This window comes from Portibacter lacus (assembly GCF_021533215.1).
GTDB classification, from domain to species: domain Bacteria; phylum Bacteroidota; class Bacteroidia; order Chitinophagales; family Saprospiraceae; genus Portibacter; species Portibacter lacus.
Window position 1 is genome coordinate 189,644 of record NZ_JAJNKA010000003.1, and the last position, 14,401, is coordinate 204,044.

At 35.4% G+C, this 14,401-nt stretch carries 10 protein-coding genes; 5 read left to right on the plus strand and 5 right to left on the minus strand.

Features of this window, described 5'->3' with window-relative positions; all coding sequences use genetic code 11:
- Positions 1-17: 17 nt before the first annotated feature.
- From L2586_RS05905 to L2586_RS05925, 5 genes are all read right to left on the minus strand, one after another.
- Complete coding sequence (locus L2586_RS05905; RefSeq protein WP_235291872.1) at positions 18-3,200, minus strand: SusC/RagA family TonB-linked outer membrane protein; 3,183 nt, start codon at positions 3,198-3,200, stop codon at positions 18-20.
- Between the two features lie 450 nt (positions 3,201-3,650).
- The gene (locus L2586_RS05910) at positions 3,651-4,760 is read right to left on the minus strand and encodes a DUF3179 domain-containing (seleno)protein (RefSeq protein ID WP_235291873.1); all 1,110 of its coding nucleotides are present in this window, start codon (positions 4,758-4,760) and stop codon (positions 3,651-3,653) included.
- 64 nt (positions 4,761-4,824) lie between these two features.
- Positions 4,825-6,240, minus strand: coding sequence for a SusD/RagB family nutrient-binding outer membrane lipoprotein (locus L2586_RS05915; protein WP_235291874.1), 1,416 nt, complete (start codon positions 6,238-6,240; stop codon positions 4,825-4,827).
- Between the two features lie 27 nt (positions 6,241-6,267).
- Positions 6,268-9,438, minus strand: coding sequence for a SusC/RagA family TonB-linked outer membrane protein (locus L2586_RS05920; protein ID WP_235291875.1), 3,171 nt, complete (start codon positions 9,436-9,438; stop codon positions 6,268-6,270).
- A 238-nt stretch (positions 9,439-9,676) separates the two neighbouring features.
- On the minus strand, positions 9,677-10,390 hold the full coding sequence (locus L2586_RS05925) for a pyridoxine 5'-phosphate synthase (protein WP_235291876.1): 714 nt from the start codon (positions 10,388-10,390) through the stop codon (positions 9,677-9,679).
- A gap of 83 nt (positions 10,391-10,473) precedes the next feature.
- Here L2586_RS05925 and L2586_RS05930 point away from each other — a divergent pair, with 83 nt between their 5' ends.
- From L2586_RS05930 to lpxB, 5 genes are all read left to right on the plus strand, one after another.
- A complete protein-coding gene (locus L2586_RS05930; protein ID WP_235291877.1) occupies positions 10,474-11,331 on the plus strand; it encodes a CPBP family intramembrane glutamic endopeptidase in 858 nt (285 codons plus the stop codon).
- Positions 11,318-12,124 (plus strand): phosphatidate cytidylyltransferase, encoded by an 807-nt coding sequence (locus L2586_RS05935; RefSeq protein WP_235291878.1) that lies wholly within the window; start codon positions 11,318-11,320, stop codon positions 12,122-12,124. The genes L2586_RS05930 and L2586_RS05935 overlap by 14 nt, the downstream gene beginning before the upstream one ends.
- Positions 12,125-12,196: 72 nt before the next feature.
- Positions 12,197-12,967 (plus strand): 5'/3'-nucleotidase SurE, encoded by a 771-nt coding sequence (gene surE / locus L2586_RS05940; protein ID WP_235291879.1) that lies wholly within the window; start codon positions 12,197-12,199, stop codon positions 12,965-12,967.
- A gap of 5 nt (positions 12,968-12,972) precedes the next feature.
- Positions 12,973-13,281: a hypothetical protein gene (locus tag L2586_RS05945; protein ID WP_235291880.1), complete on the plus strand. Its 309-nt coding sequence runs from the start codon at positions 12,973-12,975 to the stop codon at positions 13,279-13,281.
- Positions 13,274-14,356: a lipid-A-disaccharide synthase gene (gene lpxB, locus L2586_RS05950; RefSeq protein WP_235291881.1), complete on the plus strand. Its 1,083-nt coding sequence runs from the start codon at positions 13,274-13,276 to the stop codon at positions 14,354-14,356. The genes L2586_RS05945 and lpxB overlap by 8 nt, the downstream gene beginning before the upstream one ends.
- The last annotated feature ends 45 nt before the right edge of the window (positions 14,357-14,401 follow it).

Below are 14,401 nucleotides of genomic sequence, written 5' to 3' on the forward strand. Positions count from 1 at the left end.
TTATTTTAATCTTTTATTTAGAAAGTAAGGTTAACAGTCGCAGAATAACCCTTCGTATTAGGCATATTGAAATAGTCTAGACCATACCCATTAGACGCACCAGTAAGGTTCGTTTCTGGATCGATACCAGGGTACTTCGTACTTAACCAAAGGTTTCTACCTGAAAGCGCTACATTAATTCTTTCAATTGGAAGATTTTTCAATACGTCTTTAGTAATGTTAAACTTCACAGTTAATTCTCTTAATCTAATCCAAGATGTATCATGGATATTCATTTCAGAAATACCACCGAATCCATATCTTCTTCTGTAAAACTGAGCTTCAGAAGCTGATGGACTTTGTGCAATAGCAACTGGAGTCGTATTTGGAGTTCCTTCAGCAGTAACACCATCAAAAATAATCACATCATTTCTCTCGTCTGCCGAAATCTTCGATGTTCCAAAATAATTGATAATTCCACAAGTTCCACACCACATGTCTCCACCTTTTCTAAAATCTAAAAGTCCAGAAAGTGTGACACCTTTATAAGTTAATGAGTTTCTAAGTCCTACAGTATAGTCAGGGTTTGGATCTCCTAATGCTTGCTTAGAAGTAGCTGCTATAGGCCATCCATCTGATCCAATAATTAATTGACCATCATCAGCTCTTTGGAAACCATCACCGTAAATAACAGAATAAGGCAACCCAGGAACTAAATCTACAGATGTAGAAGTAAATCCTGCAAGTCCAATATCATCAACTCCTTCTGCTAATTCTTCAACAATGTTATCATATGTTGTAAAATTCGCAATAATGTCCCATCTGAAATTCTTTGTTCTAACTGGAACGGCATCTAATACAACTTCCCAACCAGTGTTAGTGATTACACCTGAATTCTGCACAGCAGTTGTAAAACCTGTTGAAGCAGGAAGTTGAACTGCAATGATAATATCTTCAGATCTTGTATCATACCATGTAACATCAGCACCTAATCTTCCATTAAACAACTTAATTTCAGCACCCAACTCTATAGTTGTTGCCTTTTCAGGTCGTAATTCTTCATTCGCTAACTGAGTACTTCTTTCGAAAGCATTCCCTCCAAACGCTGGGAACGTTATTCCTGTTATAAAGCCGTCTCCACCAGAAAATGCTTGAGCATAAGTGTTCGAAGTTGCATAAATCGGAGCATCATTTCCGATAACGCCATACGATGCTCTTAATTTACCATAATCTAGAAAATCACTCTGAATATTTAAAGCCTCAGTTATAGCTAAACCTAAACTAGCAGAGTATGATTGATAAGTATTGTTTTGTACAGGTAGTGCTGAAGACCAGTCATTTCTTCCTGTCAAATTCAAGAACGCCCAATCATTGTAACCCAAATCAATCGTTCCATATACACCATGAATTCTTTTTTCCTGAATCGACTCACCTGTTGTAATATCTGCTGCGTTACTTATGTGATAGAAATTAGGAGCAGACAACGTTGTACCTGTTGTAGATTGTTGTGTATATCTAGTATCAAAAACATTATATCCAACAACTAATCCTAAAGAAAACTTATCAGCTACTTGCTTATTCATTCCTAAGATTAAATCAGAGTTCAAATCTTTGTTACCTCCAAATCTTTGATTCACTAAACCAGCAAAGTTTCCTCCACCTCCTTGGTTTATATCAAATGCAGATAAAAATCTTTCAGAATAAGTATCAACACCTAATTTATAAGATGCAAATAACCAATCTGTAAATTGGTATTTCAATCCTGCATAACCAATGATTCTATTTACATCATCATTCGTCGGGTTTTTATTAACTGCCCAATATGGACTGTCATAAACTCCCCATCTGTATGATCTTTGAGAACCATCTGGATTCACGTAAGTACTTACATCATCAGCTGCAGCTTGACCTGCTAGACCATTTCCTATATCGAAAGTAGGAGTATTTCTAACTAATCCTAACATTACACCGTTGATGTTAGATCCTCTTTGAATCCTTGATCCACCAGAATTAACATAATTTGCAGAAACTGAAGCTTCCAACTTCTCTGTAATATCTACATTTAAAGTAGTTCTAAATGATGTTCTACCGAAATCTGCATTCGGTACAATTCCTGTTTGTGATAATTTTCCACCTGAAATGTAATATCTGACTTTATCAGTACCACCTGCAACTGATGCATTTAAATCAAGCGTTTGACCAGTGATAAAGAAATTATACGGATCATAACCTATAGCTGGCGTTCCATTTCCTTGACCTTTAGGAACTAATTTTCCTTTCTTGTCAAAAAAGTAATCGGTATCACCATCAAATTCCAAGTCAGAAATTAGCGGCCCCCAACTATCACCTTCAGCTGTTTCAGGACCTCTGTAGACAGCAACACCATTATTAAATGCACCTTGTGCATAGGTGTTCTGTAATTCAGGAAGTTTGTTGACTTGAGAAATTCCATAAGATGCAGAAATATTAACTACTGGCTTTCCAGCCTTACCTTTCTTAGTGGTAATAACAATAGCACCATTCGCTGCTCTTACACCGTAAAGTGCTGTTGCCGAAGCACCTTTAAGAACCGTCATAGAAGCAATGTCGTTAGGATTAATATCAATAGCTCTATTAGACTGATCCGATCCACCTACTCCGTTTCCTTCACCTCCTGTAGAGTTATCAATAGGAACACCATCTACAACAAATAATGGCTGGTTGCTCTTATTAACGGAAACCGAACCTCTAATTTTAATACTAGAAGAAGCTCCCGGAGATCCAGCTGATGATGTCACTTGAACACCTGCAACTTTACCACTTAAAGCATTAACAATATTCGTTTCTTTAGAATCAAGTAATTCCGAAGCGTCCACGTTTTGGACAGAATAACCGATAGATCTTCGATTCGCTTCTAATCCTACAGCTGTAACAACAACCTCTTCCAAAAATTGTCCTTCTGCAAGAATGACAGATACATTCTGTAAACCTTCGATGTTGATTTCCTGGGTTGTGTAACCAGTATAAGAGACAACAATACTAGTTGTTTCATCTGGAACTTCTAATGAGAAATTACCATCTAGATCTGTAATTGTCCCAATAGAGGAACCTTTTGCTGTAATATTTGCACCTATAAGTGCTAAACCTTCAGCATCTGTAACAATCCCTGAAATGCTTTTTTGACCGATTGCGGCACAAATTGTCATTAGGAATGCTACGAAAAAAAGTGAGAGTTTTTTCATATCAAAAAAAATATTTTAGTTAGATAAAAATTTAAAAATCAAAATTTCTATGGTGCATAACTGTATATAATATCTTCTATATGTTAATATCCTCTTAACAATAAAATCACATGCAATAACTCCGTTAGTCGAGTTAAAAATATAATTAAACTACAATATAGTGAATCTAATAGATAGTGTGTGCATGTGGCTTTTATCTTCTTAAGGCAATATTAACATAATTTTTACAATTTATTAACAAAACACCTTGATAATTTAATCACAAGGTTATGCACTTAATTTATTCACAATTTGCTATTTATATAATTCTTGTTACGGCCAAAATGCAATCTTTACAAAATTCAAATCTCTAATGCCTCGTAAATTCAGTTATTACGTTATATCAAGTTTATAAAGATTGTGATTTCTAATTCGTCAATAAAATATGACTTTGCTAAGTTGATGTGTTTATCAAAAGAATTGAAAGGCAAAGACTTCACCATTTTTCTCAATTCCATAAACTTCATCTTTGGAATCTAGACGGTCATCATCATTCGAAATGGGAAAGGGTAAGTAATTTTGATTGGTACTATAATCCCCTAATGGATCGACAGAATAATCAAAGCCCATATTATCTTCACCTATCAAAATATAGTGTGTATTTGCAGTTTCTCGCCAAGTAGACCACGTTGTCCTTAAATAGGAAACGCGTTCAATTTTAGTTTTTTGAAAAGGGCCATTAACTGCTATTTCAAGCAGTTGATTCCAAAAACTTGTTGTTGTTCTATCAAACAACAATATATTATTATTGTAAATCCTTCCACTTACGCCAAATTCTAGCGTCAAGTTATTTATTGTTCTCTCCCAAACAGTAGCCGTATTCGTATATGGGGCATAACATACAGCATATGCAAACCCATTTATCGTATCGTTTACTATTTCATGATAATTTAGAATCTTAATAGGATAAACTTTAGTCGTTTCACCAATTTTCACAACAATTATTTCATCTCTATCATTTAAAAAAGATGAGGTAAATATGTCCTTATTTGTGAACGGCTTAAACTTCGGTGAATTAATAGCTGGAATAGCATCTAATGAAGCTCCTTGATTAATATAGTTCGTATTAACTTCCCATTCAGAATCATTCAGTTCAAGTACTTCTCCATCACCAGCTTCATCATTAAATACTAGCTGCGGATAGATTGAACTCCAAACAAACCAGAAACCTACTCCTGCATGAATAGTCTCTAACCCTGAATCAAAATTAGGGTTGGCAGCCACTTCTCCAAAAACATCATAAAAAACGCCAAACTGGTCTTTCATAATAATGGGAAATGATTTCTGTACCGCCTCAAATTTTAACTCTACCTGATTTTCTGATCTTCTGCTAAATGATTGATAAAACGCTAAAGCCTCACTATAGATAAGGACTATAGGCTCCCCTCCAAGAACAAGATTTAATACATTTATACTTTTACTTTCGCACGGATTTTCATCAGTACAACTTAAAGGTAACTCTTCCTTAGAACAGGAAAAAGTTACAATTATAATAATTAGTATGGTTAGAAGTCTACACATAAAAAAAGCTCAAGGTGAAGTTAATCACCTTGAGCTAATATATTCGTTATCTTAAAGACATTAATTAGTTAACATCCCAGTATAATCTGATTCCATCTGAGTCAGCACCACCAAATGTAGAAAGAATTGCTTTATAATTCTCCTCATTTACTGTAGCCTCACTTTCAGGATACATGTTTCTCAACGGAATTTGCTCAGAAACATTTAATGGATTTTCAGCAGGTTGTAAAACTGGGAAATCTAATTTTCTCCAGTTTACCCATGCATCATAACCTTGATTATAAAGTGCAACCCATTTTTGTAAACCAATAGACTCTTTCCAGTTAGCAGCATCGTATGCAACATTGTCTTGAGCTATGAATTTATCAATTGCATCTTGATCATCAATTCCCCATTGGTTCATTGATGCTGCAATAGCTGCATTATAGTGCGCTTCAGCATCATCAGAAATCCAACCTCTTGCAGCAGCTTCAGCTAACATGAACTCAATCTGAGCAAGTGAGAAAATAGGAATACCAACTCCTTGAGCTCTTACATATGTAGAATTAGGAAATGATACATCCGCAGGTGCAACATCTGAATTTTCTAAACCGTATGGCATTGCAACAATCTCTCCACTTGAATTTGCTGGATCAGCAAAATTTACTAGTCTATCATCATTTGTAGCGATCATAAAGTCATAAAGTGTATTACTTATTGCAAAATCTTGTCTAGTTACAAATCTTCCGTACCAAGGATTCTGATTAGCAGTCTCCTCTAAATATTGATATACAACAGTTCTGTCAAATATACCAGCATTAACTGCAGATGTAAATTGAGCTTTAGCTGTTCCTTCATCAACATCAGAAAGTCTTAAAGCTATTTTAGCTCTCAATGTATTCGCAAATAATTTCCACTCATCGGTATCACCTCCTAAGATAATATCTCCAGCAACAGCACCCGAACCTAATTGAGCAGCAGCTTCTTCTAATTCTTTGAATAAATCAGCATAAATAGATGCCTCAGAATCATAAGCAGGTCCTAAGTTACTTCCCCCTTTTAATGCTTCAGAATAAGGAACAGGTCCCCATCTTTGTACTAAAATATCAAAGTAGTAAGCTTTCATAATTCTTGCAACTCCAATTTGATTTGCATTAGAACCTCCAGATAAAACTTCACCTGCAGTTTCTGGATTTTCATTTAAATCAATAATGTGCTGAAGATTTGCTAATGCACCAGTATACCAGCCATTAAAATCAGCAATAACATCTTGGTATCGTGATCCCTCCGTATAAGTAATTTCAGACATGTGCTGAACAAATAACTCAGGAGAAACAGCACCCACAGCAGAACTAACCGTTCTTTGAGCACTTGTTAATAACGTTTCAGTACCTACTTTAGTTGGAGCATTTGGATTTACATTAAGATCTCCAAAATCACCACACGATGCTAACACAGCTACCGCACAAAACAGATACAATGATTTTATATAAAATTTCATATTATTTTTTAATTTATTATCAATTAATTATAGTCCAATATCTAATTTGATTCCAAAAGATCTTGTTCCTGGAAGTCCTCCTCTTTCCTCGAATACTACATTATTAGAACCAGGTAAGATTTCAGATGGATCAATTCCATCAACTTTAGAATAAAGTAAAAGTGGATTTTTAACAATTGCAGATAATCTAAGTTTTGTGAATTTTCCACCTAAAACATTTTTAGGCAAAGAATATCCAATACTCAATTCTCTCCATTTCAAGTAAGTTGCATCATAGATGTACTCTTCGTGGAAACCAAAAAATCTTCCGTAGTAAGTAGATGGAGCAACGTGAGTAGAATATGGAGATCCATCTTCAAGTACACCTTCTACAAGGATTCCACCTGAATCAGCACCTTCCGTTACTGGGTTTCTAATAGGATTTCCAAGATCGTTGTTTCCAACAGTTGCAATTCCTAATCCAGAATAGTTGTTAAACATTTTCGAAACTGAGAAGAATTTCCCTCCAATCTGAAAGTCAAACATTGCATTGATATCAAAACCATAAACTCTAAAACCAGTTCTTAATCCACCTGTATAATCAGGTAAGATAGACCCCAAGTCTTTTCCACCAGTTCTTTTGAAAGCACCAGATTCTGAAATGATTTTTTGTCCATTTTCGTGTAAAGTATAACCTCCACCAATTAATGCTCCGTATTCTTCGCCTACTTTAGCATTCACTGAAAGTCCACCCCATCCTGTACCTCCAATTGCGTCAGCAATCTTATAGTTAGTAAGGTCTTCATACAACTCAACTACTTGAGATGTGTTGTTAGCAAAGTTGAAAGAGAAATTCCATCCGAAATTTTTCTTATCAAACGGTGTAGCATACAATGTTACTTCATAACCATTACTTCTAAATAAACCAGCATTTACTAGTGTAGAAGTATAACCTGTTGATCCTGGAATAGAAACAGTTAAGATTTCATCTTTTGAATCTTGGTTATAATATGTAAAGTCTAATCCTAATTTGTCATTCAAGAATCTTAAATCAACACCTGCTTCATATGAAGTAGAAAGTGCTGGTCTAATATTCGGATCAATCAGTGTGTTTCCTAAACCGAAAGAAGCAGTTGATCCATAAGGAGTTCCTGTACTAAAAACATTGTTATTTTGGTAAACTCCTAAATCAGAACCCACTTGAGCATAAGAAGCTCTTAATTTTCCAAACGAAAATATTGATGTAGGAAGATCTAATAACTCACTGAATACTAAACTACCCGATACAGATGGGTACAAGTAAGAGTTATCATCCGCAGCTAAAGCTGATGACCAGTCATTTCTAATGGTAGCACCTACGTAAAGAAAATCATTATACCCAATGTTCGCAGCTGCGAATAACGAATTGATTTGCTTATTACTTGTGTATGAGGAAAGTGTCGGTCTATCGATCGATGCGTTTAAGTTAAATAAGTTCGGTGTATTCAATCCACCTACTGTCGCACCATTAAGAGAGTTATAATTATTAAATCTTATGTTTCCTCCTGCAGTAGCATCAAACGATAATGTACCGAAGTTCTTAGCATAATCCATGATTAACTCAAAGTTATCTTCTCTTGCTCTATAAACTGTTTCTTGGTAAGAATCAAGATCTAAACTCTGTGATCCATTTCTATATTCTATACTCTGTGAATAATCATCTCTGTGAACACTACCTCTAATATTTAAATCATCTGTAATTGCATATGACAAGGTAAGATCTCCGTAATATCTTGATCTTGAATCAGTGTTAAAAGACTCATTCTGAATGTAGAAAGGATTATCCCAGTATAATGGACCTGTTTCGGATGGAGACTTAATATTCCATGACTGCATAATGCCTTCAGGAGTTAAGTATTCTCTCATTTTATCAATATCCAATTGTCTCTGGAACCATTGGTTAAATGAGTTCGCAGGATTTTTTCCATTATATCCGAATTCTGGTCTTGCTCTACCTGAATTACTTACAATATTTAAACTTGTAGAAACTTTAAGCTTATCTGTTAAATTATGACCAGCAGATAGTCCAACTGAATTCTTGTTAAATTTAGAATTTGGAAATACACCAGTTTGGTTAACATTAGAATAAGATAATCTGAAAGTAGTTTCTTCTCCACCTCCTGATATACTTACTGAATTCTGATTTGTTACACCTGTATCGAAGAAATCTCTAACGTTATCAGGATTTGCAGCTAATGGAATAGTAGTTCCATAGTCAGCTCCTGGGAACCATGACCAGTATGGTCTGTATTGTGTTCCGTCTAAAGCTGGTCCCCATGACTCATCCGCAGAATAATTAAGACCTTTATAAGTCTGTCCATCTACAGGATCTACATAATCAATAAGGTCTTGGTTATATCCACCAGCATATTCATCTTGGTATGAAGGAAGGATATAAACTTTATCCATTGAAACTGAAGAAGAAGCTGTTACACCGATACCTTTCGATTTAGCTCCTTTTTTTAGTGTTATTAATACAACACCATTCTTCGCTCTGTTTCCGTATAATGCAGAAGCAGAAGGTCCTTTTAAAACTGAAATTTTATCAATATCATCAGGGTTAATATCTGATGCTAAGTTTCCGAAATCCGATCCTGAAGTAGATCCTGAGAAATTTGAATTCGAAATTGGCGTTCCATCTACAACAAATAGTGGATCACCACCTGTTAAACCGTTTACACCTCTAATTCTAATTTTAGCAGATCCTCCTAATGATGATCCCGCTCCAGAAATTACTTGTACACCTGCAACATTTCCTGCAAGGTTACTTACAATATTAGTGGATTGTGTCTGAACTAAGTCAGCTCCACCAATTTCCTGAACTGAATACCCAAGAGATTTTTCCTCACGCTTTATTCCTAAAGCCGTAACGACAACCTCATCTAGAGCTAATCCTTCCGTTAATATTACAGCAACAGTAGACTGCCCTGTGATATCAACTTCTTGTGTGGTAAAACCCGCATATGAAAATACAAGGGTGTTAATTGCTTCTGGTACTTCCAGTGAGAAATTACCGTCAAAGTCAGTAATTGTACCAGTTGTAGTTCCTTTAACGATGACATTAGCACCGATAAGTGCTTCTCCTGATTCATCTGTCAAAGTACCACTTACTGTTCGTTGCGCCATCATGGTACCTATACTACATAGGAGAGCGAACAACAATAGTGAAAATCTTTTCATATTAAATTATTTTGGTTAGAATTTGTCACATATTAAGAAATATGTGGCTTGTGAATAAAAATGGTTTCTCTGTTAACATTTTATGTTAACAAAAACTTAATTTTTCCCTACAATTAACTAAACGAATGAGAACACGATTTGTGATTTTGTCCTGCAAAAAGTTTATTTAATAGAAGAAAACCTCTTATAAATCAGGAACAAAAGAACAAAAAAAAATTATTATATCAAAACACAAATTTTAACATAAATTATTACGATACATCTGTATTGTACTTTTCAACCCATAGTATAGAGAATCCGCAATAAATGCATGACCTATCGATACTTCTTTCAAATTAGGAAGGCTTTCTTTGTAAAATTTTAAATTTTGCAGATTAAGATCATGACCAGCATTAATTCCGATTCCGAGCTGATGCACAGTTTTACTTATTTCCGCATGCGCTTTCACCGCATCTTCTTTGTCCTGCAAAAACGCTGTTGCGTAAGTTCCAGTGTACAATTCTATCCTATCTGTTCCTGTTGCAACAACTGATGAAACCATGTCCATATCGGCATTTAAGAAAAGGCTCACTCTAATACCTGCTTCTTGGAGTTCACTAACAATGTCAGTAAGAAAAATTTGATGTGTCTTCGTGTCCCATCCTGTATTAGACGTCAAAACTCCTGGAGCGTCTGGAACCAGAGTACATTGATCAGGCTTCACTTTTATTACAAGCTCCATAAATTCTTTAGAAGGATATCCTTCTATATTATATTCGGTCTTCACAATATTCTTTAATATAGGAATATCAGCATATCTTATATGCCTCTCATCTGGACGGGGGTGAACAGTAATTCCCTGGGCTCCAAATTCTTCACAATCTTTGGCAAATTGATACAAATCAGGATAATTTCCTACTCTAGAATTTCTAAGTAATGCAACTTTATTAATATTCACGCTTAATCTTGTCATACTTCTTTTACATTTGTCATGAAATTGAATAAAGACTATTTATTCAAATAAATTAATACGAAATTAATTATTCTAAAACAATAATGTTAAGCTCGATTCTTAAATTATTATTATTGATCGTCGGTGGGTTTATACTTGCTCAGCTTCTTACATTAGGTGTTATGATGTCAATGGGCCTTGAAATTTCTAATGACAGCTTAGGGAAAGCGAGCTCATTCACTGTTAAGTCCATTTTATTCATAAGCCACATCTGTACTTTTATTCTTCCTTGTCTCTTATTTGTTTACTTAAACTACAGAGAGAAAAAATGGAATCTGCTAAGGTTAGATAAGGTGCCAAATGCGAAGATATTAGTACTATTCTTGCTATTCCTTATGGTTTCCTACCCAGCGGTAAGCTATAGTTTCACAGTGAATTCGTGGATTCCTCTGGCGGACTGGATGGTAAGTCAGGAACAATCCACAGCAGATACTTTGGAAAAAGTGCTGACCATGAATAACACCTTGGACTTTCTAAGTGTCATTATGATTATCGCAATCATTCCAGCAATCGGAGAAGAATTACTATTTAGAGGACTCATTATGGACTTCATAGAGCAATCAACTCTTAATGGACATATAGCAGTATGGGGCTCTGCAATCATATTCAGCCTTTTTCATCTTCAATTTCAAGGCTTTTTACCTAGATTACTATTAGGGGCAGTGCTCGGATATGCCTTCTTATACAGTAGAAACTTATGGGTACCTATTATATTACATTTATTGAATAATGCAGCGCCTGTCGTAAGTTTATATTTCTTCAAAACAGACCTCGCTGCGATAGACCCAAATGATACACCCGAAATCCCATGGTATGCTGGGTTGGCTTCACTGGTATTAGGTGTTGCAGTTTTATATTTTATTATTCAACTGATTAAAAACGACAAGAGTGCTGAAGCCTAGAATTATCACAGGAATTATATTTGGGGTTATCGTGCTTGCAGCTATTTATGGCGGAGAGATTAGCAGCATCCTGCTTTTTGGATTAGTGGTATTATTTTCTTCTTTCGAGTTAGCAAGAATGCTAAGAAGAAATGTTCAGACACCAATTATGATGTTCACAATGGTTATGGGATTTCTTCCATTTATACTATCTATGTTTTATCCTGCCAAAGGAACATTATTGATTGTTGCTATAATCGTTTCGTGCTGCATAATGATAGGTCTCGCATCTATGATGATCATGAATCGCGGGGCGAGTTTACTTGAAAAGCTTTCACCATTAACTTCATTATTATACTTAGGGATTCCGTTCTACTTACTTAGAGTTGTGTTGCTAAAGCCTCCGTTTCAATGGGAATTGATCTTATGTATGATCTTACTGATCTGGTCCAGTGATACATTTGCTTACATCGTAGGCTCCTTAATAGGAAAGAACAAATTATATTATAAAGTATCTCCAGGAAAGACATGGGAAGGATTTCTAGGTGCCGGTATATTAACTATTCTCGTTGCAGTGGGTTTAAAATTTATATTCGGTGAATTCCCACTGTTATTCTATATTTTCTTAGGATTCACGGTATGGTTACTGGGTGGAATCGGAGACCTTTTTGAATCTTACCTTAAGCGACATTTTCAAATTAAAGATTCTGGGACTTTTCTACCTGGACATGGGGGCTTTCTAGATCGATTTGATAGTTTTATATTCGTGCTTCCATTTGTATGTTTGCTAATGATATTTTTTGAGGTACTTTAAAATCTGTGGTCATTAGAAATCTGTTATTGCGTTCGATGAAAAACATTGACCTAAAAAATTGAAATAAAAAAAATGAATAAAAAATTAATATTAGTTACAAATGATGATGGAATAACAGCGCCAGGAATAAGAGCATTGGTAACTGAAATGCAATTACTCGGAGAAGTTGTCGTTGTTGCTCCAGATAGTCCGCAATCTGGACAAGGGCACGCCATTACGCTGACTGAGCCTATCAGATTGAAAAAAGTAGATATATTCAAAGGTATAGAAGCTTATGAATGTACTGGTACTCCTGTGGATTGTGTGAAACTGGCTAAGAACGTAATTCTAAAGGATAGAACCATCGACTTATGTGTTTCTGGTATCAATCACGGATCTAATGCATCCATCAATATCATTTATTCTGGTACGATGTCCGCAGCGATGGAGGCCAGCATAGAAGGAATTAATTCAATAGGCTATTCCTTACTAGACTTCTCTTATAACGCGGATTTTTCTGCTGCGGCTAGTTATGCTAGAAGAATCGCACATGAAGTATTGAGAAACGGAATGCCGGAAAGTAATTTATTAAATGTCAATATTCCAGCAGTCCCAATGAATGAGATCAAGGGCATCAAAGTATGTCGACAAGCTGAAGGTAACTGGAATGAGACTTTTCAAGAAGGAAAGGATCCAAGAGGTCAGAAGTATTATTGGTTGACAGGTGAATTCGATCATAAAGAGCACGAAGAGGACACGGATTTATATGCACTTGAGCATAATTATGTTTCCATCGTTCCATCAGCACATGATCTTACGAATTACAAGGCCATTCCAGAATTAGGAAAATTTGAAAAATTATAAATTCCATGTTTAATAAGAATCATATTGTTCTAGGAATAATAATCGGCATATGCTTGCCTGTGGTTGGATATGCTCTAATTATGATGTTATTCGAAACGTTAGAATCAGCTGGGATCATGGATGAAGTAACGAGTGGAAGTGCAGGTAGAAGAGTTCGAACTTTATCACTTCTCGGTATTTGTACGAATATCATTCCATTCGAAATTTATAGAAAAAAGAGATTTGATAATACCATGAGAGGCCTTGTCTTTCCTACGGTAATATATATAGGAATATGGATTTTCATGTATAAGGATATTTTATTCGGTGGATAAAATATTCATCATAGCAGGCGAAGCGTCAGGAGATCTGCATGGATCACACTTAGTAAAAGCACTGAAGCGATATCAGCCTTCACTTCAGATTCAAGCATATGGTGGTTCTAAGATGGAAGAGGAAGGTGCGACGATTGTAAGAGATTATCAGGAATTTGCATTCATGGGCTTCTATGAGGTAGCTAAGAATGCATCTAAAGTGCTAAGAAATCTAAAAGAAACAAAAAAGTTAATCGAAGACTTTAAGCCAGATGCCATTATTTTTATTGACTTTCCAAGTTTCAATATTAGAATAGCAAAGCACATTAAAGCCCAACTACCTTCAACAAAATTATACTATTATATCTCTCCTAAAGTATGGGCATGGAAAAGTGGACGAGTTCATATTCTGAATAAGCTGATGGACGAAATCTTTGTGATTTTCCCATTCGAAGTAGACTTTTATGCTAAATATGGATATGATGTAACTTATGTAGGCAATCCATTATTAGATGAGATCCAACAAATCCCTGATCTTGAAAAAAAGAAAGATCTCATTGCAGTGCTTCCTGGTAGTCGTCGTCAAGAAATCCAGAAGATGCTCCCCGTATTTGCTGAATTAGCATCATATATGCCTGATTTCAAATTCGAAGTTTCAGTCATGCCACAATTTAGTATTGATTTTTATCATGCCCATGCGGGAAGATTAGCTCCAAATTTGACTTTTTCTAAGCGATCTACCTATGAGATGCTTAATGAAGCGAGTCTTGCGGTAGTTACATCGGGAACGGCAACTCTTGAAACTGCATTATTCAATACGCCACAAGTTGTAGCTTATAAAACTTCATGGCTTTCCTATTTTATTGGGAAGAAAGTAATTAAGATCAATTATATTTCTCTTGTCAATATCATCTTGGATAAGATGGCCATTACAGAATTAATTCAGCATGAATTAACTGTGAACCACTTAAAAGCTGAACTGGAGGAAATGATTCGTAATCCCGAGCAAATCCTTAGTGATTATGCTGCACTTCAAAAACTTCTTGGAAAAGGTGGCGCTTCTGAAAATGTTGCTAGAAAGATTTTAGCAGGTTAATATTAATGAAGTCTTTCTGAAATCAAATCATGATCATTTGATAGC